20 protein-coding genes are annotated in these 23,405 nt (G+C 69.0%); 15 read left to right on the top strand and 5 right to left on the bottom strand.

The features are described from left to right. The first annotated feature begins 239 nt into the window (after positions 1-239). Positions 240-1,442, top strand: coding sequence for a mannosyltransferase (locus H7J06_RS11110; RefSeq protein ID WP_264038940.1), 1,203 nt, complete (start codon positions 240-242; stop codon positions 1,440-1,442). Further along, complete coding sequence (locus H7J06_RS11105) at positions 1,435-2,631, top strand: mannosyltransferase (protein WP_372515286.1); 1,197 nt, start codon at positions 1,435-1,437, stop codon at positions 2,629-2,631. Before H7J06_RS11110 ends, H7J06_RS11105 begins: the two co-directional genes overlap by 8 nt. On the opposite strand, the gene H7J06_RS11100 is transcribed toward H7J06_RS11105, so the two are convergent. From H7J06_RS11100 to H7J06_RS11090, 3 genes are read right to left on the bottom strand one after another with little or no spacing between them, the layout of a single operon-like run. After that, a complete protein-coding gene (locus tag H7J06_RS11100) occupies positions 2,624-3,526 on the bottom strand; it encodes an aldose 1-epimerase (protein ID WP_264038891.1) in 903 nt (300 codons plus the stop codon). The genes H7J06_RS11105 and H7J06_RS11100 overlap by 8 nt on opposite strands. An 18-nt stretch (positions 3,527-3,544) precedes the next feature. After that, positions 3,545-4,711, bottom strand: a complete 1,167-nt coding sequence (locus tag H7J06_RS11095; protein WP_264038890.1) for an FAD-binding oxidoreductase — start codon at positions 4,709-4,711, stop codon at positions 3,545-3,547. Positions 4,712-4,740: 29 nt separating this feature from the next. Then, positions 4,741-5,391 (bottom strand): GAP family protein, encoded by a 651-nt coding sequence (locus tag H7J06_RS11090; protein WP_264038889.1) that lies wholly within the window; start codon positions 5,389-5,391, stop codon positions 4,741-4,743. Positions 5,392-5,523: 132 nt separating this feature from the next. Here H7J06_RS11090 and H7J06_RS11085 point away from each other — a divergent pair, with 132 nt between their 5' ends. Both H7J06_RS11085 and H7J06_RS11080 read left to right on the top strand, forming a co-directional pair. Beyond that, on the top strand, positions 5,524-6,135 hold the full coding sequence (locus tag H7J06_RS11085) for a ClpP family protease (protein WP_264038888.1): 612 nt from the start codon (positions 5,524-5,526) through the stop codon (positions 6,133-6,135). Next, positions 6,132-6,722, top strand: a complete 591-nt coding sequence (locus H7J06_RS11080) for a ClpP family protease (protein ID WP_264038887.1) — start codon at positions 6,132-6,134, stop codon at positions 6,720-6,722. Before H7J06_RS11085 ends, H7J06_RS11080 begins: the two co-directional genes overlap by 4 nt. On the opposite strand, the gene H7J06_RS11075 is transcribed toward H7J06_RS11080, so the two are convergent. Then, positions 6,719-7,033 carry a helix-turn-helix domain-containing protein gene (locus H7J06_RS11075; protein ID WP_264038885.1) on the bottom strand — a complete coding sequence of 105 codons (315 nt, stop codon included), beginning with the start codon at positions 7,031-7,033 and terminating at the stop codon, positions 6,719-6,721. The two genes, H7J06_RS11080 and H7J06_RS11075, sit on opposite strands and share 4 nt — an antisense overlap. A gap of 107 nt (positions 7,034-7,140) precedes the next feature. On the opposite strand from H7J06_RS11075, the gene H7J06_RS11070 reads away from it, so the two are divergent. From H7J06_RS11070 to H7J06_RS11020, 11 genes are all read left to right on the top strand, one after another. Then, positions 7,141-8,280, top strand: a complete 1,140-nt coding sequence (locus tag H7J06_RS11070; protein WP_264038884.1) for an AI-2E family transporter — start codon at positions 7,141-7,143, stop codon at positions 8,278-8,280. Positions 8,281-8,509: 229 nt separating this feature from the next. After that, positions 8,510-10,816, top strand: coding sequence for a putative bifunctional diguanylate cyclase/phosphodiesterase (locus tag H7J06_RS11065; protein ID WP_264038883.1), 2,307 nt, complete (start codon positions 8,510-8,512; stop codon positions 10,814-10,816). Between the two features lie 100 nt (positions 10,817-10,916). Next, positions 10,917-13,463, top strand: a complete 2,547-nt coding sequence (gene clpB / locus H7J06_RS11060; RefSeq protein ID WP_264038882.1) for an ATP-dependent chaperone ClpB — start codon at positions 10,917-10,919, stop codon at positions 13,461-13,463. Between the two features lie 156 nt (positions 13,464-13,619). Then, positions 13,620-14,426 carry a trehalose monomycolate transport factor TtfA gene (ttfA, locus tag H7J06_RS11055; protein ID WP_264038881.1) on the top strand — a complete coding sequence of 269 codons (807 nt, stop codon included), beginning with the start codon at positions 13,620-13,622 and terminating at the stop codon, positions 14,424-14,426. A gap of 25 nt (positions 14,427-14,451) precedes the next feature. Beyond that, entirely contained in the window at positions 14,452-15,228 is a 777-nt protein-coding gene (locus H7J06_RS11050) for an SDR family NAD(P)-dependent oxidoreductase (RefSeq protein ID WP_264038880.1), read from the top strand. Beyond that, positions 15,229-16,128 carry a hypothetical protein gene (locus tag H7J06_RS11045; RefSeq protein ID WP_264038878.1) on the top strand — a complete coding sequence of 300 codons (900 nt, stop codon included), beginning with the start codon at positions 15,229-15,231 and terminating at the stop codon, positions 16,126-16,128. It abuts the gene before it with no gap. Further along, complete coding sequence (locus H7J06_RS11040) at positions 16,121-16,792, top strand: TrmH family RNA methyltransferase (protein ID WP_264038877.1); 672 nt, start codon at positions 16,121-16,123, stop codon at positions 16,790-16,792. The genes H7J06_RS11045 and H7J06_RS11040 overlap by 8 nt, the downstream gene beginning before the upstream one ends. A gap of 15 nt (positions 16,793-16,807) precedes the next feature. Further along, positions 16,808-17,971, top strand: coding sequence for a glycoside hydrolase family 76 protein (locus tag H7J06_RS11035; protein WP_264038876.1), 1,164 nt, complete (start codon positions 16,808-16,810; stop codon positions 17,969-17,971). Continuing rightward, positions 17,968-19,923 carry an acetoacetate--CoA ligase gene (locus H7J06_RS11030; RefSeq protein ID WP_264038875.1) on the top strand — a complete coding sequence of 652 codons (1,956 nt, stop codon included), beginning with the start codon at positions 17,968-17,970 and terminating at the stop codon, positions 19,921-19,923. The genes H7J06_RS11035 and H7J06_RS11030 overlap by 4 nt, the downstream gene beginning before the upstream one ends. Further along, positions 19,920-21,776, top strand: a complete 1,857-nt coding sequence (nhaA, locus tag H7J06_RS11025; RefSeq protein ID WP_264038874.1) for a Na+/H+ antiporter NhaA — start codon at positions 19,920-19,922, stop codon at positions 21,774-21,776. Before H7J06_RS11030 ends, nhaA begins: the two co-directional genes overlap by 4 nt. An 18-nt stretch (positions 21,777-21,794) precedes the next feature. Continuing rightward, entirely contained in the window at positions 21,795-22,703 is a 909-nt protein-coding gene (locus H7J06_RS11020; protein ID WP_264038873.1) for an LLM class F420-dependent oxidoreductase, read from the top strand. On the opposite strand, the gene H7J06_RS11015 is transcribed toward H7J06_RS11020, so the two are convergent. Next, positions 22,700-23,368, bottom strand: a complete 669-nt coding sequence (locus H7J06_RS11015) for a DedA family protein (RefSeq protein ID WP_264038871.1) — start codon at positions 23,366-23,368, stop codon at positions 22,700-22,702. The genes H7J06_RS11020 and H7J06_RS11015 overlap by 4 nt on opposite strands. Positions 23,369-23,405 lie beyond the last annotated feature (37 nt).

Raw genomic sequence — 23,405 nt, 5'->3', positions numbered from 1 at the left:
CCGACGTGCGAATCGAAATCCGAAGTGGCATAGCGAATTGCGTGATCGGTCCGCGAATCGTGTTTGCCATCGTTGCGAATTCCAGGATTCGTTCAGTCGTGGTCCCTGGTCCGCTGGGCGCGCGGCCAGTTACCGCCGTCGGGGGCATCGTTGCCACGGTCGGCGTCGGACGTCAGGCACCGGGGTGCACGCGCGCTCACCCGGGGCGGCAACGCCAACGTTGTTATAGTCGCCCGGTGATGGCGGAGACGGAGACGAGGGTGCGCCCCGCCCTCACCCGCCTCGAGACACTTGCGCCGATCTTGTTGGCAATCAGCGTCATTGTGCGGCTCGCATCCACGATGGGTGCCTACTTCGTCACCGGCGACTTCTTCTTCGACCTCCACGTCTACGTGATCGGCGGCGCGGCCCTGAACCACCCGGGCACCCTCTACGACGTCTTCTACGTCGACCCGGTCAAGGGCGAGCACCTGGCGTTCACCTATCCCACCTTCGCGGCGATCATCTTCTACCCACTGCATCTGCTGCCGTTCGGTCTGATCGCCTTTCTCTGGCAGGTGGCGCAGATCGGGGCCGTGTACGGATCGGTGCGGCTCAGCCAGCGCTTCCTCGGCGGCGGCAGTCGACGAATCGCGATGGTGTGGACCGCGGCAGCCCTGTGGCTCGAACCCGTGGCGAGCAACTTTCAGACCGGACAGGTCGGCGTCTTCCTCATGCTGGGCGTGCTCTACGCCGCCTACAGCACTCGCTGGTGGGTGTCCGGCCTCCTGATCGGCGTCGGTGCCGGCATCAAGCTGACGCCGGCGACTACCGGTTTCTACTTCCTCGGCATGCGGCGCTGGGCCGCCGCGGCGTTCTCGGCGGTGGCGTACTTCGGCACGGTCGCAGTGGCCTACCTTGCGTTTCGGGATGACACGAGTCGCTACTTTCCGGGGCAGATGATCGAGGCGGGCCGGACTCTTCCCGTCGGTTCGTCGTGGAATCAGTCGTGGTTGGGTGGCATCTCGCGGATCGTGGGACACGATGCCGGTCCCCGTTCGCTCGTCATCGTGGCGATCGCCGCCACCGCGGTGCTGACCGTACTGGCTTGGCGGGCACTGGGTTCCGGCACGGGTGAACGCGACAGGTTGGGTTCTCTGCTCGTGGTCCAGCTGCTGGGACTGATGGCGGCGCCGGTGTCGTGGATCCACCACTGGGTATGGGTGGTTCCCCTGATGGTCTGGCTGATTCACGGTCCATGGCGCGACAAGCCGGGCGCCAAGATCCTCGGGTGGGGCTGGCTGGTGCTCATGGTGGTCAGCGTTCCGAGTCTGCTGTCCCTGGCCCAGCCGAACATCATGGACTTCAGCAGGCCCTGGTACCTGGCGTGGGCCGGACTGGTCTACATCGCGGCATCGCTGACCACACTGGTCTGGATCATCGTCACCGGTCGCCGTGTCTGACACGCACACGCGAGTCGACCGCCACCAGTTGTTCGCCCCGGTGGTGCTGGCGGTCAGCGTCGCGGTGCTCCTCGGCGCGACCATGTCGAGCCAGCCCTACCTCGTCGACTTCCGGGTCTACATGCTCGGCGGCGCCGCGCTGAGCCACCCCGAGACCCTGTACTCCTTCGCATACTCGGCCCAGTCGCCCGACCAACCCTTGCCGTTCGTCTATCCGCCGTTCGCGGCCGTCGTCTTCTGGCCGCTCACGGTGCTGCCGGTCGAAGTCGCCGGGCTGCTGTGGCAGCTGGCGATGTTGGTGGCGGTGTACGCCATCGTCTGGATCAGCCAGCGCATGGTGGGCGTCGGGTCGCATCGCTCGGCCATGCTCTGGACCGCAGGAGTCGTCTGGCTCGAGCCGGTCCGCATCGCGGTGCAGCTCGGACAGGTGGGTGTCTTCCTGACGCTCGCCGTGCTGTACGCCGTGTACACCAATCGTTGGTGGCTGTCGGGTCTGCTGGTCGGGTTGGCCGCCGGTGTGAAGCTGACCCCGGCGATCACCGGCCTCTACTTCCTCGGAGTCCGGCGCTGGTCCGCCGCGGCCTTCTCGGCGGTGGTCTTCTTTGCGACGGTCGCACTGTCCTTCCTGGTGGTCGGCGACCAAGTGGTCCATTACTTCACCCAGGTGATGGGCGACACCAGCGTCAACCCGATCGGCATCGCGATCAACCAGTCCTGGCGAGGCGCGATCTCCCGAATCCTGGGCCACGATGCCGGCGAAGGCACCCTGGTGCTCGGCGCGATCGCCGCCACGGCGGTCCTGGCTCTGTTGGCGTGGCGCGCACTCGGGGCTGGCTCCGGGCCCCGCGACCAGTTGGGTTCGGCGCTCGTCGTCCAGCTGTTCGGCTTGCTGATCTCACCGATCTCATGGATCCACCACTGGGTGTGGGTGGTGCCGCTGGCGATCTGGCTGCTGAGGGGGCCGTGGCACGACCACCCGGGTGCCCGCATCCTCGGGTGGGGTTGGCTGCTCGTGACCTTCCTCGGTGTCCCCAGCATGCTCGCCTCGGCCGAACCGAGTCTCTGGCAGATCAGTCGGCCGTGGTACTTGGCATGGGCTGGCTTGGTTTACGTCGTCGCGACGCTGGTGACACTGGTCTGGATCGCGGTGACCGGGCGACGCGCGACCGCTGCGGGCGGGATCAGGTAGCGCTGATCGAGAACCTCGTCGTCTCCGGCTTGCCCGCGACCGCGAAGCGGTAGTTGCCGCGCCGCAGTGCGTCAGTCGGTGCGGCCATCGGCTCGATTGCGATGACGTCGTCGGTGGGCGGGGCGAACAGCTGCGCGGCGGGATAGCCCTTGAGGAACGCCACCTCGACGCGGCGGTCCCCGCCGGAGACGGAGAACACCGAACCCTCCGGCACCTCGTCGAATCCGTCGTCGTAGACGGTGTCGCCCAGCACCTTCGAGCCGCCCTCCCAGTCGTCGTGGGCGCCGGTCGGCAGTCCCCAGTTGTCGACCGGCCGGTGCCGCATGCTCGGGGTGGTCAGCGTCCACTCGGCGCGCGGAACCCCGGGCAGTTGGACGTACGGGTGATAGCCGAAGCACAGCGGCACGGACGCGGCCGTCGTCGGCATCACGGTGGTCTCGACGGTAAGGGTGCGGTCGTCGAGCGTCATGCGTTGGGTCAACACGTGAGGAAACGGGAACGACGCCAGCAGGCGGGGACGCCCGCCGTAATCCAAGACGGCGGTCAACGCGTTGTCCGACCGGTCGGAGATCAGCCAGCCCGGGTAGCCCGTGAGGACACCGTGAATGGGCACGCCATGCTCGTCGGTGCGCACGCCGCCGGTGCCCGGGGTGAGCGTCACGACGGCGCCGTTGATCCCATACTTGCTGGCGCTCAAGCGGTTTGCCCACGGATACAGGATGGGCACGCCCATGGTCTTGCCCGCGGTGATGTAGGCGTCCAGGCCGCGCCGCTGGCCGAGGAACTCGTGGTCCCCGTCGCGCAGGGACGTGATGATCATGCCTGCCATGGGGACGACGGTCGCGGTGAGCGGCGACGACGGATCAGCCAGCGTGACGGCTTCGAACTCGGACATCCGGCGATTCTGTCACGCTCAACCGTCGAGTGGATCGTGTTGGATGCGGCGTGGATCGGCGCCCTTGGCGATCAGGGCCGCCCGCGTCGCCGCGACCATTGCCGGTCCGCCGCACACCAGGATCTGTCGATCGCTCCAGCTGCCGTATCGCGTCACCACCTCGGGCAGCGTCCCGGTCTGGCGCACGTGCAGCCCGCGCGGAGGTTCGACGCGGGGGAAGTCGGCCGCCCACGGCGGATCGGAGGAGTACTCCGACACCGGTGTCACCGACAGCCACGGGTTGGTCGAGGCGACCTGCCACAGCGTCTGCAGGTCGTACAGGTCGCAGGGGTACTTGGCGCCGAAGAACAGGTGCACGCGCGGATTCTGGCCCCAGCGAGCGAGATTCATGATGATCGACCGCAGCGGTGCGAGACCGGTGCCACCGGCCACCATCAGCACGTCCCCGCCGTTGCGGTCGACGTGCATGGCGCCGTGCGGGTTGGACAGCCGCCAGCGGTCCCCGAGTGCGGTCTCGCCGACGATGGCGGTGCTCACCATGCCGCCGGCGACCGAACGCACGTGGAACTCGATGGCGCCGCTGCGGTCGGCCGGAATCGAGGGGCTCAGATACCGCCAGCGCCGCGGCCACTGCGGCACCTGCACCGTCACGTACTGGCCGGCGTGGAAGTGCAGCGGCTCGTCCAGTTGCAGCCGGACCACCGACACGTCGCGGGTGGCCCTGATGTGGTCGACGACGCTGCCGTCGACGAAGGGCGGCCCCTTCTCGGCGTCGGCCGCACCGCGCATGATCCCGACGATCAGCATCACGGCCTGCTGCGCGGCGTCGGCCAGTCGGTCGTCCCACCGTTCGATGAGATGGCTGCGCAGCGTGGTCAGCAGCGCGTCCTGCATGGAATCGTAATGTCGTTGCGTGACACCGTATTTGCGGTGATCGCGACCTAGCTGGGCGAGGAAGGCGACGGGCTCGTCGGCGCGTTGGGCGATCAGCTCGCCGAACAACCACGTCATGGCCTTGGCGAACACGGTGCGCTGCCGGTCCATGTCGGGCGGGAACAGGTCGCGGACCGCGCCGTCGACGGCGAACCAGCGGGTGTAGAAGCGGTGGATCAGCTCACCCGAGCCGGCCTCGGGATCGAAGGCGTCGCGCAGCGTCGCCAGCGCGTCACGATCGTCGAGTCCCACGCCGTTCGAGTGTAGGGGCGTGCCCAGGGTCAGAGCCCGTGCAGGCCCTTGTAGAGCACCAACACGCCGAGCACGACGAGGATGCCGGCGACGAGGGCGGCGTGCTGAGCCTCCATCCAGTCCTTCAGCCGGGTGAGAGGTTGGTGCAGCCGGTCGCCGGACACCGCATAGGCGAGCACCGGCAGCGCCACCGTCGAGGCGGCTATCGCGACGTAGAAGAACACACCGAGGGCGGCCCCCTTGCGGCCCAGCCCCTCGGTGCCGATCGCCAGACCCGCTGCGGCACACATGAACAACACCTTGGGGTTGGCCACGACCAACACCAACGCGGTGACCAACGCCTTGCGCGGGGTGATCGTCGCGAAGCCGGTCATCCACTTCGGCGAATGTTCCGACCGTCGCCGGGTCAGCCACTTGTAGCCGCCGAAGACGATCAGGGCACCGCCGGCCACGATGCGCACCCACGAGGCCCAGCTGGGAGGTTTGTCGAGACCGCCGCCGACAACGTTGGACACCTCCACGAAGATCTGCGTCACGACGGCCAACCCCACGACCCAGCCGGCCAGGAAGGCCAACCCCGTCGGCCTCGGCCGGGGTGAGTGCAGCACGAGGACCCCCGGGATGATCGACAGGGGTGACAGGGCGACCACCAGTGCCAAGGGGATCAGTTCGGCCAGCATCGCGGTAAACGTAGCAAGCTCGGGCCTCCCGGTCGTACTCTTCCGCCCAGCTCGGCGGGGTGGGCGCTGACGGCGTTCTGCTGAGAGCAGCGCGAGCGGCCAAAGGTGCTGCCGTGGCGGCATCGTCGAGGCATGACCGACGACAAACCGCCGCAGTTCACCCAACGACTGCGTGACGGCCTCTTTCGCAAGCGCGTCCTCGTTCTGGACGGCCCGCTGGACGACGACAACGGAACCGTCCTCGCGACGCAGATCCTGACGCTCGCCACCGACGACGCCGACCAGGACATCGCCCTGTGGATTCACTCACCGGGCGGGTCGGTCCCGGCGATGCTCGCCATCCGCGACGTGATGCGCCTGGTGCCGTGCGACGTCTCGACCCTCGCACTCGGATTGGCCTGCAGCGCCGGGCAGTTCCTGCTGTCGGCGGGCACGCCGGGCAAGCGCTACGCCCTTCCGCATGCACGCATCCTGATGCACCAGGGCTCGGCGGGCATCGCCGGCTCTGCGGTCGAGGTGGAGGTTCAGGCCGACGACCTTCGGCACACCAGGGACACGGTGCTGCGGCTCATCGCCGAGGACACCGGCCAAGACGTGGAGCGGATCTTCACCGACTCGCTGCACGATCGTTGGTTCACCGCCGAGCAGGCGCGCGCCTACGGATTCGTCGACGGCGTCGTCGAGACGTTCGCCCAGGTCGCACCGAATCGCCAGCGCCAGTTCGGGATTGGGGCACCCGCGTGAGCACCTACACCATCCCGAACGTCCTCGTGCGCAATGCGGCCGGCGAACGGATCATGGACGTCTATTCGCATCTGCTCACGGAACGGATCGTCTACCTCGGCACCGCGATCGACTCCGGCGTCGCCAACGCCCTCATTGCGCAGCTGCTTCACCTGGAGGCCGACAATCCGGAGCAGGAGATCAGCCTCTACATCAACTCCGAGGGCGGCGACCTGGCCGCGATGCTGGCGATCTACGACACCATGCGCTTCGTCAGGGCGCCGGTCGCCACGACGTGCATTGGGCAGGCCGTCGCCGCGGGTGCGGTGCTGCTCGCGGCGGGCACGCCGGGTCGACGTTCGGTGCTGCCGCATTCGAGGGTGGTGTTGCATCAGCCGGCCGCCCAGGGCCGCGGCACCATTCCCGACCTGATCCTGCAAGCCGACGAGGTGGTGCGCGTGCGAAGCCAACTCGAGGCGATCCTCGCCAGGCACACCGGCCGCACCGTCGAGGAGTTACGGCACGACACCGACCGCGACCGGGTGTTCGACGCCCACGGAGCGGTGGGCTACGGCCTGGCCGACCACGTGCTCGACCAGCGGGCTTAAGCCGCCATCAGCGTGGGGCCCGCGGACCGATGGACGGTGGGACGGCCCAGGTCGGCCGAGATGCCGCCGAGCAGTCGGGCCAACTCGATGCCGAGCGCCCCGGAGACGGCGGCAATCATCTCGCTCGACGGCTCCTTGCGCCCGCGCTCGATCTCGGACAGGTACTGCGGTGAGATGCCGGCCCGCTCGGCGACGTCGACCAGTCGGCGGCCCTGGTCTTCGCGGCGCTCACGCAGCTTCCGCCCGAGCACCTCGCGCCAGAGGGGCTCCGGTTCCCGTCGTTCGGGATGGATGCGGATGATCTCGCCCATGGCCACATCATGGCTGGACCTGGGCTGCGGCGGAAGGGTGTTCGCTGAGGACGAATCACTACCAGCGGTCAGGTGACGGACCGTCGGTTGTGGGGTAAGGACGTGGCATGGCCCCCACCCGTGGTTCGATCTACGCTGCCCATTTGCGACGGGGCGGAACCGTCGCGGTGCAATTCATCGCGGTGGTGGCCGCCCTGTGGGTGCTCGGCTGGGTGGTGGGCAAGACCTGGGTGATCATCCTGCCGGTGGTGCTGGCGCTGATCGTCTGCACGGCGCTGTGGCCGCCGGTGCGGTGGCTGCGCGAGAAGGGGCTGCCGCCGGCCGCCGCGGTTCTACTGGTGCTGCTCCTCGCGGTGGGCGTCGTCGCGGGCCTCGTCGCGGCCGTCGCGCCGGCCATCTTCGAGCAGTCGGTCGAGCTGGCCGACCAGGCCCAGGCGGGCGTCGTCCAGGTGCGCAACTGGCTCGACGGGCCGCCCCTGAACGTCAGCGAGGCACAGCTGAACTCGGGCGTCGCGGCCATCAACGACTGGTTGAACTCCAGCAGCTCGCAGATCGCCTCGGGGCTGTTCACCGGCGTCGGCGCGGCCGCGTCGGCGCTCATCACGGTCTTCACCGCGATCGTCGTGACGTTCTTCCTGCTCAAGGACGGTCCGCAGTTCATCCCGTGGCTGCGTCGGAGTGTCGGCATGCCGGCCGCGCCGCACCTTGCCGAGGTGTTGAGCCGGTGCTGGGCGACCCTCGGCGGCTTCATCCGCACGCAGGCCCTGGTGAGCCTCGTCGACGCGGTTCTCATCGGCATCGGCCTGGTGGTCCTCGGGGTGCCGCTGGCCTATGCGCTGGCCATCGTCACCTTCATCGGTGGATTCGTCCCCATCGTCGGGGCGTTCGTCGCAGGCGGTCTCGCCGTGCTGATCGCGTTGGTGTCCAACGGGCCGGTCAACGCCCTTCTCGTGCTGGCGCTGATCCTCGCCGTGCAGCAACTCGAGGGCAACGTCCTGCAGCCGTGGCTGCAGGCCAAGTCGATGAAGCTGCACGCGGTGATCGTGCTGCTCGCGGTGACCTTGGGCAGCACGGTGTTCGGCATCATCGGCGCCTTCTTGGCCGTGCCGGTCGCGGCCACCGGGGCGGTGATCATCCGCTACTACGGCGAGCAGGTGGGTATGCGTGCCGGTGAGACGCCGCAGGAAGACGAGGACCACCCAGAAGAAGAAGTGGACGAGGAACCCGTCACGGCAGACGCCAAATGACTTGCGTCGCAGGGTAAGACGCCTACCCGGAACACGTTCGGCCCCGTCGGCGGCGCGAAGCCCGCAGGTCGTCGCGCGTCGTCACGACGTCTCCGGGACGATCCCAGACCTTTGCTGGGCGTTCACCGGCGAGACTCGCCGCCGTCGCGTTCGTAAAGTGGCTGTAGTTCTGGAACTATCTCGAATGACCACGCTCGTGCTGCGTCGGATCTGCCGGGAGGGCGGGGGAGTGACTTTGCCAGACCCTCGCCGCGCTGCGGCGATCGGCGTCGTCCTCTGGGGCGTCTATCTCGCGTGGTCGGTCGTGCAGGGATTGACGGGCCAGGCGATCAGCCCGGCCGCCGGGCGAACCGTCAGCGGTGTGGCCTTCGCGGCCTTCGGGTTGTTCGCCTTGGTGTGCGCCTCGATGGCGGCGGTCTCGAACGGCGGGCGGGCGCGGGCGGCATGGGTGTTCGTGGGCATCGGAGCGGCCGCGTGGATCGCCGCGATCGCCGGCTCGGACCTTCGGTCGCCGTTGGGCGCCATCGGGGTCCCGTTCGCCTCGGTGGCCGACGCGGGTTTCATCGTCTTCCCGATCGCGACGTGCGTGGCGCTGTTGCTGCTGCACGTCGGACCGTCCGGGTCGTCGACGATGCGCCTGTTGATGGACGGGCTGGTGGTCGCCGGCTCGCTGTTCCTCATCGCGTGGATCGTCGTGCTGCGGGAGCTGTTCGACGCCGGTCGCACCGATCCGGTCGTGTTGGCCGTCCGCGTGGCCTATCCGATTCTCGACCTCGTCGCCATCACCGTCGGCGTGCTGGTGACGATGCGGGCAAAGGGCGCGATCCGGATGTCGGTCGCGTCGTTGACCGTGGGCATCGTGCTCATGTCCATTTCCAACGACGTGCTGTATCACCTCGTCGCCGGCAGCGGTCGCGGCGGCGTTCACCTGCTCGACCTCGGCTGGGCGACCTCGTTGCTGGCGGTGGGGCTGGGGGCACTGGCCGGCTGTGGCCAGCGGCGCGCCGGGCACATCCCGGTCCACGACACCCTCTGGTTGCCCTACGTACCGCTGTCGGTGGCCGGGGTGGTCGTGGTCGCCGATCTCGCCAAGCCGGCGTCCGCAGTCGTTCTGATGGTCTCCGTCGCGCTGGTCGTCGTCGTCATGTTGCGGCAGTTCCTGGTGATGGGCTCCAATCAGCGTCTGCTCGCCGTCGTCGCCGAGCAGGCGCTGCAGGACCCGCTGACCGGGCTCGCCAATCGGTACCTGTTCAACGACCGACTTCACCACGCCGTCGAACTGCACCGGCGCGAGCTGTTCGGGGTGCTGGCGGTCCTGACCCTCGATCTCGACGACTTCAAGCTGGTCAACGACGGACTGGGCCATGCCGCGGGTGACGCGCTTCTGGTGGACGTCGCGGCGCGGATCCGATCGGCCGTGCGCAGCGGAGACACGATCGCGCGACTGGGCGGCGACGAGTTCGCGATCCTGATCGAGAAGGGTCCGGAGACGCCCGACTCCGTCGCGCAGCGCGTCGTCGACGCCTTCGAGCAACCCTTCCTGGTCGACGGTCACCTGCTGCCCATCCGACCCAGCGTGGGGTTGTCCGTCGCCCAGGCGCGGGATCGCGATCTGCGGGCCGAGGTGTTGCTCAAGCAGTCCGACCTGGCGATGTACGCGGCCAAGCGCACCAGTGGCTCCGGGGTGGTGACCTTCGCCTCGGACACGGGACCGCTGCGCGGTCTGCAGGGCGAGGACGACGCCCCGCGACTGGGACTGCTCGGCGACCTCCGGGCGGCGATCGAGCACGGTGACCTGTCGATGGTGTACCAGCCGAAGGTCGACCTGAGAGTCGGTGCGCAGGACCTCGTCGGGGTGGAGGCGTTGGTCCGGTGGCCCCATCCGGAGCATGGTCTGCTGACCCCCGGCGAGTTCCTCCCCCTGGTGCGTCGTCACGACCTGATGGCGCCGATGACCGAGCTGGTGTTCGACCTGGTCTTTGCGGACTCGGCGCAGTGGCGAGGGGCCGGGCGGACGGTGCCGGTGGCGGTCAACCTGTTCGCGCCGTCGTTCGACGACGCCGACCTGCCCGACCGGTTGATCGCGGCCCTCGGTGGGCACGGGTTGGCGGCGACCGAGCTGACGCTGGAGATCACCGAAGAACTCGTCATCCAGAACGTGCCCGGGGCGCGCCAGGTCTTGGAACGCTTGCGCGAGTGCGGGATTCGCGTGTCGGTCGACGACTTCGGCAGCGGGTTCGGCGGTCTGCACTATCTGCGGGAGCTTCCGGTCGACGAGGTGAAGCTGGATCGGGAGTTCGTCATGCCGATCCTCGAGGATCGTCGGACCGCCTCCATCGTGCGCGCCGTGATCGAGCTCGCCCACGACCTCGGGGTGACGTGCGTCGCCGAGGGTGTCGAGAGCGCGGCGGTCGCCGCTCGGCTCCGGGAGTACGGCTGCGATCTGGCGCAGGGGTATCACTTCAGTCCGCCGATCGCGGCCACGGAACTGCTCGAGACGTTGACGAACCTGGACCCTCAGGCGACCCGCAGTTGACGGATCGCCGCAAAGTGATCAGACTTGAGCGGAACAGACTCAACCTTAACGGCGTTGGACAACGCGAGAAACCTTTTTCCCTGACAGAAACGGAGGTGTCGTGGACTCGTTCAACCCGACCACGAAGACCCAGGCGGCGCTCAGCTCGGCGTTGCAGGCGGCCAGCGCCGCAGGCAACCCGGAGATCCGGCCCGCTCACCTGTTGACGGCGCTGCTCGCCCAGAGCGACGGCATCGCAGCACCCCTACTCGAGGCCGTCGGCGTCGACCCCGCGGTCGTCCGCTCGGAGGCCGCCAACCTCGTCGACCGCCTGCCCAAGGCCAGTGGCGCCAACTCGACGCCCAACCTGTCGCGCGAGTCGCTCTCGGCGGTCACCGCCGCCCAGCAGCTCGCCGGCGAAATGGACGACGAATACGTCTCGACCGAACACCTGCTCGTCGGCCTGGCGACCGGTGACTCCGACGTCGCCAAGCTGCTGACCGGGCACGGTGCCTCACCGCAAGCGCTGCGGGAGGCCTTCACCAAGGTCCGCGGCAGCGCGCGCGTCACCAGCCCCGATCCGGAGGGCACCTACCAGGCGTTGGAGAAGTACTCCACCGACCTGACCGCCGCCGCCCGCGAGGGCAAGCTGGACCCGGTCATCGGACGCGACAACGAGATCCGTCGTGTCGTCCAGGTGCTCAGCCGTCGCACCAAGAACAACCCGGTGCTGATCGGCGAGCCCGGCGTCGGCAAGACGGCGATCGTCGAGGGCCTGGCGCAGCGGATCATCGAAGGCGACGTGCCGGAGAGCCTGCGCGACAAGACCGTCGTGTCACTGGATCTCGGCTCGATGGTCGCCGGCGCCAAGTACCGCGGCGAGTTCGAGGAACGCCTCAAGGCCGTCCTCGACGACATCAAGAACTCGGCGGGTCAGGTCATCACCTTCATCGACGAGTTGCACACCATCGTGGGGGCCGGCGCGACCGGCGAGTCCGCGATGGACGCCGGCAACATGATCAAGCCGATGCTGGCCCGCGGCGAGCTGCGCATGGTCGGCGCCACCACGCTCGACGAGTACCGCAAGTACATCGAGAAGGACGCCGCACTGGAACGCCGCTTCCAACGGGTGCTCGTCGGCGAACCGTCGGTCGAGGACACCGTCGGCATCCTGCGCGGACTCAAGGACCGCTACGAGGTGCACCACGGCGTCCGCATCACCGACTCCGCGCTGGTGGCCGCGGCCACGCTGAGCGACCGCTACATCACCTCGCGCTTCCTGCCCGACAAGGCCATCGACCTGGTCGACGAGTCGGCGTCGCGGCTGCGCATGGAGATCGACTCCCGGCCCGTCGAGATCGACGAGGTCGAGCGGTTGGTCCGTCGCCTCGAGATCGAGGAGATGGCGCTGGCCAAGGAGTCTGACGACGCGTCCAAGGATCGGTTGGAGAAGCTGCGTTCCGAGCTGGCCGACCACAAGGAGAAGCTGGCCGAGCTGACCACGCGGTGGCAGAACGAGAAGAGCGCCATCGACGTCGTCCGCGAACTCAAGGAGCAGCTGGACACGCTGCGCGGCGAGTCGGAGCGGGCGGAGCGCGACGGCGACCTCGCCAAGGCCGCCGAGCTGAGGTACGGCCGCATCCCCGAGGTCGAGAAGAAGCTCGACGCGGCGCTGCCGGTCGCCGAGGCCCGCGAGAACGTCATGCTCAAGGAGGAGGTCGGGCCCGACGACATCGCCGAGGTGGTGGAGGCCTGGACCGGCATCCCCGCCGGTCGCATGCTCGAGGGCGAGAGCGCCAAGCTGCTGCGCATGGAGAACGAGCTCGGCAAGCGCGTCATCGGACAGCGCAAGGCCGTGCAGGCCGTGTCCGACGCGGTGCGCCGGACGCGCGCCGGCGTGGCGGACCCCAACCGGCCGACCGGCTCGTTCATGTTCCTGGGGCCCACCGGCGTCGGCAAGACCGAGCTGGCCAAGGCGCTGGCGGAGTTCCTGTTCGACGACGAACGGGCGATGATCCGCATCGACATGAGCGAGTACGGCGAGAAGCACTCCGTCGCCCGCCTGGTCGGAGCGCCTCCCGGCTACATCGGCTACGACCAGGGTGGTCAGCTGACCGAGGCCGTCCGCAGGCGTCCGTACGCGGTGGTCCTATTCGACGAGATCGAGAAGGCGCACCCGGACGTGTTCGACGTGCTGCTGCAGGTGCTCGACGAGGGCAGGCTGACCGACGGTCAGGGCCGCACGGTGGACTTCCGCAACACCATCCTCATCCTGACGTCCAACCTGGGCGCCGGGGGCTCCGAGGAGCAGGTGATGGCCGCGGTGCGCTCGGCGTTCAAGCCCGAGTTCATCAACCGGCTCGACGACGTCATCGTCTTTGACGGACTGAACCCGGAGGAGCTGGTGTCCATCGTCGACATCCAGCTGGAGCAGCTGCAAAAGCGGTTGGCCCAGCGCCGGCTCGTGCTCGAGGTGTCGCTGCCCGCCAAGAAGTGGTTGGCCGACCGCGGCTTCGATCCGCTCTACGGCGCCCGGCCGCTGCGCCGGTTGCTGCAGCAGGCCATCGGCGACCAGCTCGCCAAGCAGCTGCTGGCGGGTGACGTGCACGACGGTGACGTGGTGCCGGTCAACGTCAGCCCCGACGGCGAAGGCCTCATTCTGGGCTGACGCCTCTCCCGACTGGCCACTTGTTGCACGCCTTCTCTCTGATTGCGTGCGACAAGTGGCCATTCGGCGTTGGAAGGTGGCGCCCACGAGGCGTGACCGGTTTGTGATCACCACGAGTTCTGGCGAAACCGGTACCAACCAGTAGGCTAGGGCGCAATGGTCCCGCTTTGGTTCACACTGTCCGCACTCTGTTTCGTGGGTGCGGCCGTGCTGCTGTACGTCGACCTCGACAAACGGCGCGGACTCGGCCGTCGCCGCAAGTCCTGGGCCAAGTCGCACGGGTTCGACTTCGAGCCCGAGTCGACCGAGATCGTCGACCGCTGGAAGCGCGGCGTGATGTCCACCGTCGGCGACGTGGCGGCCAAGAACGTGGTCCTCGGCCAGATTCGCGGCGAGGCCGTCTACATCTTCGACCTCGAGGACGTCGCGACCGTCATCGCCCTGCACCGCAAGGTCGGGACGAACGTCGTGGTCGACGTCCGGCTCAAGGACATCAAGGAACCCCGCGAGAGCGACATCTGGCTGCTCGGCGCCATCGGTCCGCGGATGGTGTACTCCACCAACCTCGACGCCGCCCGCCGGGCCTGCGACCGCCGCATGGTCACCTTCGCCCACGCCGCACCCGACTGCGCCGAGATCATGTGGAACGAGCAGCACTGGACGCTCGTCAGCATGCCGGTCACGAGCACTCGCGCCCAGTGGGACGAGGGCCTTCTGGTGGTCCGGCAGTTCAACGACCTGCTGCGCGTGCTGCCGCCCATCCCGCAGCCGGGGCAGAGCGGCGTCTCCGGTCAGGCGATCGCCCGGCGCGGTGGCTCGCCCAGTCGACCGGTGGCCGCACGTCCCGCCGAGTTGCCGGCCGGTCGCACCGACGCGCCGCCCAACCGTGGCGACGTCGGCCGCTACACCCAGCAGCGCCCGCCGGTGCGCAACGGGCGGCAGTCGCCTCACTACCAGCGTTAGAGTCGCCCCCGCGTAACCTGTCGGCATGCCACGACCCGTAGCACTGATCACCGGACCGACGTCCGGGCTGGGCCTGGGCTTCGCCCGCCAGTACGCGCTCGACGGACACGACCTGGTGCTGGTGGCTCGCGACGTCGAACGGCTCGAACGACTGGCCGCCGAACTGCGTGCCGACGCCGGGGTGGAGGTCGAGGTGCTCGCCGCCGACCTGGCCCTGGCCGACGATCGCCTCAAGGTGGCCGACCGCCTCGCGCTGGGCGTGCGAATCCTGGTGAACAACGCCGGTTTTGGCACCTCGGGGGAATTCTGGACCGCCGATCTCGACGTGCTGCAGTCGCAGCTCGACGTCAACGTCACCGCCGTCATGCAGCTCACGCGGGCCGCGCTGCCCCCCATGCTGGCCGCGGGGGCGGGCACCGTGGTCAACGTCGCCAGCGTCGCGGGCCTGTTGCCGGGCCGCGGGTCGACCTACTCGGCCTCCAAGGCGTGGGTGATCTCGTTCTCCGAGGGGCTGGCCAACGGTCTCGGCGACACGGGCGTCGGCGTGCACGTCCTGTGCCCCGGGTTCGTGCGCACGGAGTTCCACGAGCGCGCGGGCATCGACATGGAGGGCACGCCGTCGTTCCTGTGGCTGGAGGTCGCCGACGTCGTGCGCGACTGCCTGGCCGCGGTGGCGAAGGGTGAGGTGGTGATCGTCCCGGGTCTGCAGTACAAGGTGCTCACGACGGCGGGACGCGTGGTGCCGAGGAGTCTGGTGCGGGCGGCGACGAAAGTGGTGGGCCGCGGCCGGGGACGTACCTGAGTGCGCGCAGTCGTCGCGCTGCTGCTGACCCTCGTCGTCGGCGCCGCCCTCGTCGCCTGTTCGGATGACCCCGAGCCAAGCCCGTACGCCACCCAGGGCGCCAAGATCGGCGAATCGCTGGCCGTGCTGGGCTGGAACGTCTCGGCGTCCAACCTTCGATTCGACGGCGACTACGTCCTGGTCGACGTGGACGCGTCCCCCTCGCAGGCCGGCGGCCAACACGCGAAGGCGGACTCGCTCCGGTTCGGCCTCTACGGAGCGCTGGCCCACCCGATCGAGAGCACCGCGCTGGGCAGTTGCGCGAACGTGACGACCCTGAGCCTGCAGCCGGCCGTCTCGCCGAACCCCGACAAGCTCTCCGGCACCGTGTGTTTGGGCCCGCTCCGCGATCAGACCCAGGTCCGCGGGGTGTACGTCTACTCGCCGCAGGACCGCATCCCCGGCACCATCGCCGCCTACGGCGCCTCGTTTCCCGTCGGGCTGAGTCCCACCGCGGACACCGAGACGGGCCTGGTGCTGAAGTCCACCAGCGTCGACGCCTTCGACGCCGACGGGTCCCAGCTGGCGCCGGCCGCGTTGGGGGAGCCGACCGCGTTCACGGGCAACGGCTACATGCTGCTCGGACTCGACATCAGCGGGCTGGCGTCGCGCTACCGCGACGATTCCGTCCGGCGCGGCGGACCACTGATGGTGCAGGTCACGCCGACGCTGCCCGGCAAGGGGCTGTCGTATGCGTGCTCGGTCTACGGTGCGTCGCTGCTGGTCTTGCCCGACTCGTCGTTGGACGCGGTGTCGGTACGGGCCTCGCTGTGCACGCAGGGCGAGATCAACCAGGCCCTGCTGTACGCCACCGTCGCCGTGGTCGGCACCCACGCCGCGCTGTGGACCACCCGTGACTGAGGACGACCCCACGCTGCTCGGTCCCACGCTGCCCGGTCCCACCGAGTGGGGGACGACGCCCGGGGTCGGCCCCTGGGACGGCCCGCTGCCCGACGACCCACGCTACGACCGGGATCTGTTGCGCGAGGGCGACACTCGCAACGTCGTCGACGCGTACCGGTACTGGACCCGCGAGGCCATCATCGCCGACATCGACCACCGGCGGCATCCCCTGCACGTGGCCATCGAGAACTTCGGCAACGACGCCAACATCGGCGCCGTCGTCCGCACGGCCAACGCGTTCGCCGTCGACACCGTCCACATCGTCGGCCGGCGTCGGTGGAACCGTCGCGGCACCATGGTGACCGACCGCTATCAACGCCTTCGCCACCACGCGACCACCGCCGAGTTGCTCGACTACGCCGCCGAGCAGGGCCTCGAGGTGGTCGCGGTGGACAACGTGCCGGGTGCCGTCCGCCTCGAGCACACCCGGCTACCCCGCAACTGCCTGCTGATATTCGGGCAGGAGGGCCCCGGCATCACCCCCGAGGCGCAGAACGGCGCCGCCCTCACCGTGTCCATCGCACAGTTCGGCTCCACGCGCAGCGTCAACGCCGCCGTGGCCGCGGGCATCGCGATGCACGCCTGGATCGCGGCGCATGCCGACACATCGCGCGCCTGGTAGGGCAGGATGAAATCCATGGATCAGCTGTGGGCCAATCGCGCGGCCAGTGCAGAAGCCGCGATCGCCAAACGGCACTACCGGAAGCTGTGGCGGCTGCCCGGCACCCAGCTCGGCGTCGTGTCCTGGCCGCCCACGAAGAAGAACCTGTCGTTCGGCACGTGGCACTACTGGTGGCAGGCGCACCTCCTCGACTGCCTGGTCGACGCCCAGATGCGCGACCCGCAGCCCGAGCGCAGGGCGACCATCGAACGCCAGATCAAGGGTCATCACTGGCGCAACACGCTTCGGTGGACCAACGACTATTACGACGACATGGCTTGGCTTGCACTGGCTTTGGAGCGGGCTGGCAGCCAGGCCGGCGTCGAACGCCCCAAGGCGCTCGACACGCTGGCCAACCAGTTCCTCAACGCGTGGGTGCCCGAGGACGGTGGCGGCATCCCGTGGCGCAAACAGGATCAGTTCTTCAACGCACCGGCCAACGGGCCCGCGGGGATCTTCCTCGCGCGCTACGACCGACTGCGCCGAGCGCAACAGATGTCCGACTGGATCGACGACACGCTGGTCGACCCGGACACCCACCTGGTGTTCGACGGCATCAAGAGCGGCTCGCTGGTGCGCGCGCAATACACCTACTGCCAAGGCGTCGTGCTCGGACTCGAGGTCGAACTCGCCGACCGCACGCAGGACGCCCGGCACTCCGCCCGCGCCCGTCGGCTGGTCGACGCGATCGCCGACAACATGGCACCGGGCGGCGTCATCCAGGGTGCCGGCGGGGGAGACGGCGGTCTGTTCAACGGCATCCTGGCGCGCTACCTCGCGCTGGCCGCCAACCGGCTGCCGGAGGATTCGCCCGAGGACACCGCCGCGCGCGCCACCGCCAAGGAATTGGTGCTGAAGTCGGCGCAGTCGGCCTGGGACTTCCGGCAGAACGTCGACGGTCTGCCCCTGTTCGGCGCGTTCTGGGACCGCAACGCCGAGCTGCCGACGGCCGGCGGCGCGGACGCGCAGTCCGTCGACGGCGCGGTCAACGCCTCGGCGGTCCCCGAGAAGGACATGTCGGTGCAGCTGTCGGGATGGATGCTCATGGAGGCCGCCCATTCGGTGGCCGACGAGACACCCGCCGGGCAACTGGTGCTGGACGTCCCCGAGCAGCCCGACGGGGAGGACGGCGCGCCGTGACTTCCGCCGATCAGCTCTCCGGGGGGTGGGTGCCCGATCAGCAGACGAGGGACGACGCCAACCTGACGCGCTTCATGACGTGGCTGGCCGACACCGGCCGGGGCGAGTTCGACGACTACCACGCCCTGTGGTCGGCCTCGGTCGACGATCTCGAGTGGTTCTGGGACGCGGTGTGGCACTACGTCGACGTCTCCGCGTCGACGCCCCCGACGGCCACCCTCGCGACCGCCGACATGCCTGGCGCTCAATGGTTTCCGGGTGCGACGCTGAACTACGTCACCCAGATCTTCCGGCACGCCACCGCCGACCGGCCCGCCATGGTGGTCGCCGGCGAGGACGGCTCGTCGGAGTGGTCGTGGGACCGGTTGCGCACCGAGACCGCGGCGTTCGCGGCCTACCTGCGCGAAGTCGGCGTGGTCGCGGGTGACCGCGTGGTCGGCTATCTGCCCAACGTCGGCGAGGCCGTCGTGGCCCTTCTCGGGGCCGCCAGCGTCGGAGCGACCTGGGCGGTGTGCAACCAGGATCTCGCCGTCGGCGGTGTCGTCGCCCGGCTCGGCCAGCTGGAGCCGAAGGTGCTGGTGGCCAGCGACGGTTCGGTGTACGCGGGCAAGCGCCGGGACCGGCACGCCGAACTGCACGAAATACGTTCGCAGATACCCAGTTTGGTCGCCACAGTGGTGGTGCCCCGGCTCGGGGACCCCGTGGCGGACGCCACCCCGTGGGCCGAGGTGCTCTCCCGCGGTGCCGGCGCCGAACTCGACGTCACGCCCGTCCCGTTCGACCATCCGCTGTGGGTGCTGTTCTCCTCGGGCACCACCGGAACGCCCAAGGGCATCGTGCACGGCCACGGCGGTGTCCTGCTCGAACACGTGAAGTACCTTCACCTGCAACTGGATCTGAAGCCTGAGGACCGCTTCCTCTGGCAGTCCAGTACCAGCTGGATGATGTGGAACCTGTTGGTGTCGGGTCTGCTCGTCGGGTCCACCATCGTGCTGTACGACGGCAGCCCCACCCTTGGTCGCACCGACTACCTCTGGCAGGTGGTCGCCGATCACCGGGTGACGGTGGTCGGCGCTGGCGCCGGATACTGGCTGGCGTGCGCCAAGGAGGAGCTGCACCCCGGCAAGGACTACCAGCTCGACGCGTTGCGGGCCGTGGGCTCCACCGGATCGCCGTTGCCCGCCAGTGGTTTTCGCTGGGTGCAGCAAGGCATCGGCCGGCCCGTTCCCGTGATCTCGATTAGCGGCGGCACCGACGTCGTGACGGCGTTCATCGGCGGAACCCCCCTGGTGGAGATCCGGGCGGGCGAACTCAACGCGATCTGCCTCGGCGTCGCGGCCGAGGCGTGGGGTGACGGCGGTCGGTCGGTGACGGGGCAGGCCGGCGAATTGGTGGTGACCAAGCCCATGCCGTCGATGCCGGTGTACTTCTGGAACGACGAGGACGGCGAGAAGTACCGGTCGGCGTACTTCGACAAGTACCCGGGCGTGTGGTGCCACGGTGACTGGATCACCATCACCGACCGCGATTCGGTGGTGGTGCACGGCCGTTCGGACGCCACGTTGAACCGGGGCGGCGTCAGGATGGGCAGCGCCGAGATCTACAACGCGGTCGAGGGCATGGTGGAGATCCAGGACTGCCTGGTGGTCGGCGTGGAACTCGACGACGGCGGGTACTGGATGCCGCTGTTCGTCGCCTGCGCCGACGGCGTGGAGTTCGGCCAGGACCTCCGATCGCGGATCGTCGACGCCGTCCGGACCGGCGCATCGCCACGGCACGTCCCGGACGACGTCATCGCGGTGCCCGGGATTCCGCGCACCATGACGGGTAAGCGGCTCGAGATACCGATCAAGCGAATCCTGCTGGGCGCCAAGGCGTCCGACGTTCTCACCCCTAGCGCCGTGGATCGCCCCGAGCTGCTCGCCGAGTTCGAGGGACACGCGCGGACGTGACCGAGACGACCGACGACTCGCGCCGAGGCAAGCCGGCACCGAGCCGCTTCGGTCGCGACCCCACCGCCGCCCGCAGCGGCGAGAACACCGCCGCCGCGCTGCTGCTGGCGTTCACCGTCCTCGCCATCGTCTGGGCCAATTCGCCGTGGGCGCAGAGCTATTCCGACTTCTGGAGCACCGAGGTCGGAGTGAGGTTTGGTGATCTGCACGCCGAGTTGAGCCTCAAGCACCTCGTCAACGACGGCCTGATGACGTTCTTCTTCTTCATCGTCGGCCTCGAGGTGAAGAGCCAGTTCACCATCGGCGAGCTGACCGACCGAGCCCGTGCCGCGGTGCCCGTCGTCGCCGCCGTCGCCGGACTGATCGTGCCCGCCGTCGTCTTCCTGCTGTTCAACCCCTCGGGCGACGACGCACGCGCCTGGGGCGTGGTGATCTCCACGGACACGGCGTTTCTGGTGGGGGCGTTGGCGATCATCGGGCCGCAGTGCCCGGCCCGACTGCGCACCTTCCTGCTGACCCTCGCCGTCGTCGACGACGTCGGCGCACTGCTCGCCATCGCGGTGTTCTACTCCGACCACGCCAGTCTGGTGCCCCTGCTGGTCGCCGCGGTGATCGTCGCGGGCATCGCAGCCGTGCGCCTGCTGCCGGCGGGACAGGGGCCCGCCTACGCGGTGCTGTCGGTCGCGCTGTGGCTGGCGCTGTCGACGGGCGGTGTGCACCCCACTCTGGCGGGAGTGGTCGTGGCCCTGCTGATTCCGGTGTTCACCCCCGAGCGCCAGCGTGTGGAGGAGGCGGTCGACGTCATCCGGGCGTTTCGGCAGTCGCCGAATTCCGAGTACGCCCGGGCGGCCACCCGCAGCCTGCGGGAATCCATCTCCGTCAACGAGCGGTTGCAGACCGGGTTCGGCTCGTACGTGTCGTTCTTCGTGCTGCCGTTGTTCGCACTGGCCAACGCCGGGGTGCACCTCGGCGGCGAGACGATGTCGGCGGCGGTGCGCTCGCCGTTGACCTGGGGCGTCGTCGCGGGTCTGGTGGTGGGAAAGTTCGTCGGGATCACCGGGGCGACCGCCCTGCTGCGGGCCACCGGAATCGGGGTGCTGGCACCGGGTTTGACGCTGCGGCGGGTCGCGGGCGGCGCGGCGCTGTCCGGAATCGGGTTCACCATTTCGCTGTTCATCATCGACCTGGCGATCGACGACCCGGCCAAGCAGGATCAGGCCCGCGTCGGCGTGCTCGCCGCGTCGGTGCTGGCGCTGGTGCTCGGCTGGGTCACCTTCCGGGTCACCGACTGGTTGAGCCCGCCGATCTCGGTGGGAATGACCCTGATTCGCGACGTGGACCCCGATCGAGACCACCTGCGGGGAAACCCGAATGCTCCGCTGACGCTGGTCGAGTACGGCGACTTCGAGTGTCCGTTCTGTAGCAGGGCGACCGGAGCCATCGACGAGGTACGCGAGTACTTCGGTCCCGACCGGCTGCGGTACGTGTGGCGGCATCTGCCGCTGGAACGCGTCCACCCCCACGCCATGGACGCCGCACGCGCCAGCGAGGCCGCCGCGCTGCAGGGCCGCTTCTTCGAGCTGGCGGCACGGATGTTCGAATTCCAGGACCACCTGGAGTGGGAGCACGTCTACCGGTACGCCGACGGGGTCGGGGTCGACATCGCGCGGTTCGACGACGACCTGCACTCGCCTCGGGTCCTGCACCGGGTCCAGGACGACGCGCAGGACGCCGAGGTGATGGACCTGGGCTCGACGCCGACGTTCTTCGTGAACGGTCGTCGGCACCAGGGACCATGGGACGCCGCCAGTCTCATTCGGGCACTGGAGGCGCCCAACCAACCCGGTGGTTGACCGCCTACCATCGAGCGCGTGACCGAATCCCCACGCGCCCGCATCGACTTTCCCGCCACCATCGGTGTGTGGTGGGCCAGCGACACCTGGGCCATCACCGATGCGCAGGACGTGGCCAAGGAGATCGAGGCCCTCGGCTACGGTTCGTTGTTCATCCCGGAGGTCACCGGCAAGGAGTGTCTGACCCAGTCGGCGGCGTTCCTGGCGGCCACCGAGCGGCTCGTGGTCGGCACCGGCATCGCCAACATCCACGCCCGCGCGGCCTCCGCCGCGGAGTCCGGCGCACGCACGCTGACGGCGCTGCACCCGGGCCGGTTCGTGCTCGGCCTTGGCGTGAGCCACGCCCCGCTCGTCGAGCACGGCTTCGGTGGGACGTACGCCAAGCCGCTCGCGACGATGCGCACCTATCTGGACAAGATGGCCGGCGTGCCCGAGCAGATCGAGCCGGGGGCGGGCCGACCCGCACGCCTGCTCGCGGCACTCGGTCCGAAGATGATCGAGCTGTCGGGGACGCACGCCGACGGAGCCCACCCCTATCTGGTGATGCCGGAGCAGTCCCGCAAGACCCGCGACATCCTCGGGCCGGACAAGTGGATCGTCTCCGAGCAGGCCGTCGTCGTGGGCGGCGACGACGCCGAGCAGTTGAGCGCCGCGCACGGGCATCTCAACGTCTACAGCGGGTTGCCCAACTACCGGAACTCGTGGCTGCGCCAGGGCTTCGACGAGTCCGACCTCGTCCGCGGCGGATCCGACCGGCTGGCCCGTGGGCTCGTCGGCATGGGTTCGGTCGACGACGCGGCTGCGACGCTGCGGGCCCACCTCGACGCCGGCGCCGACCACGTGGTGGTTCAGGTGCTCGGGGACAACCCGACCGCCGATCCGCGGCCGGCGCTGCGGACGCTGGCGTCCGCGCTGGGCCTCGGTTAGACCTCGCCGGCCCGCTTGGCTGCCTTACGCCGCTTGTACCACTCGTAGACGATGGGGGCGAGCGACGCGAGCACGATCACGATGAAGATCGGCTCCAGCAGCTTCTGGATGATCTCGAACTGCCCGAGCCAGTAGCCGAGCATGGTCAGCCCCACGCCCCACACGACGGCGCCGATGACGTTGAACAGGGTGAAGACGCCGTAGTTCATCCTCGCCGCGCCTGCCGTGATCGGCACCAGCGTGCGGACGATGGGGACGAACCGGCCGAGCACGATCGCGAAGGGCCCGCGTGCCTCGAAGAACGCGTGGGCCTCGTCGAGGTACTTCTGCTTGAGGACGCGATTGGTCGGCGTGAACATCGACGTGCCGAGGCTGCGGCCGATCCAGTAGCCCACCTGGCTGCCGGCCACCGCGGCGATGGGGATGAACAGCAGCAGCTGCCACAGATGGAAGTTGGTCTGCACGGTGTCGGCCTGGGCGGCCGTACCCGCGGCGAGCATGCCCGCGACGAACAGCAGCGAATCGCCGGGCAGGACGGGGAACAGGACGCCCGACTCGATGAAGACGACGACCAATAGGCCGACGAGTGCCCAGGTGCCGAAGTACCCGAGAAGCGTCAGCGGGTCCAGGAAGTCCGGCAGCAGCGCCAGGGTGGTGGTCGTCATGGCAGCCGAGGATACCGGCGGTAGCTGATGTCGACGA

Origin of the sequence: Mycolicibacterium hodleri (assembly GCF_025822245.1) — a bacterium.
GTDB classification, from domain to species: domain Bacteria; phylum Actinomycetota; class Actinomycetes; order Mycobacteriales; family Mycobacteriaceae; genus Mycobacterium; species Mycobacterium hodleri.
Note: the sequence above shows the minus strand (reverse complement) of the source record. Positions and strands in the feature narration are given on the sequence as shown.

Excerpts from the sequence above, each read along its gene's own strand:
- H7J06_RS11085 (WP_264038888.1), top strand. The coding sequence starts at position 5,524 with ATGACCGACGACAAACCGCCGCAGTTCACCCAACGACTGCGTGACGGC.
- H7J06_RS11015 (WP_264038871.1), bottom strand. The coding sequence starts at position 23,368 with ATGACGACCACCACCCTGGCGCTGCTGCCGGACTTCCTGGACCCGCTG.
- H7J06_RS11070 (WP_264038884.1), top strand. The coding sequence starts at position 7,141 with ATGGCCCCCACCCGTGGTTCGATCTACGCTGCCCATTTGCGACGGGGC.
- ttfA (WP_264038881.1), top strand. The coding sequence starts at position 13,620 with ATGGTCCCGCTTTGGTTCACACTGTCCGCACTCTGTTTCGTGGGTGCG.
- H7J06_RS11050 (WP_264038880.1), top strand. The coding sequence starts at position 14,452 with ATGCCACGACCCGTAGCACTGATCACCGGACCGACGTCCGGGCTGGGC.
- H7J06_RS11075 (WP_264038885.1), bottom strand. The coding sequence starts at position 7,033 with ATGGGCGAGATCATCCGCATCCATCCCGAACGACGGGAACCGGAGCCC.
- H7J06_RS11110 (WP_264038940.1), top strand. The coding sequence starts at position 240 with ATGGCGGAGACGGAGACGAGGGTGCGCCCCGCCCTCACCCGCCTCGAG.
- H7J06_RS11100 (WP_264038891.1), bottom strand. The coding sequence starts at position 3,526 with ATGTCCGAGTTCGAAGCCGTCACGCTGGCTGATCCGTCGTCGCCGCTC.
- H7J06_RS11090 (WP_264038889.1), bottom strand. The coding sequence starts at position 5,391 with ATGCTGGCCGAACTGATCCCCTTGGCACTGGTGGTCGCCCTGTCACCC.
- H7J06_RS11035 (WP_264038876.1), top strand. The coding sequence starts at position 16,808 with ATGGATCAGCTGTGGGCCAATCGCGCGGCCAGTGCAGAAGCCGCGATC.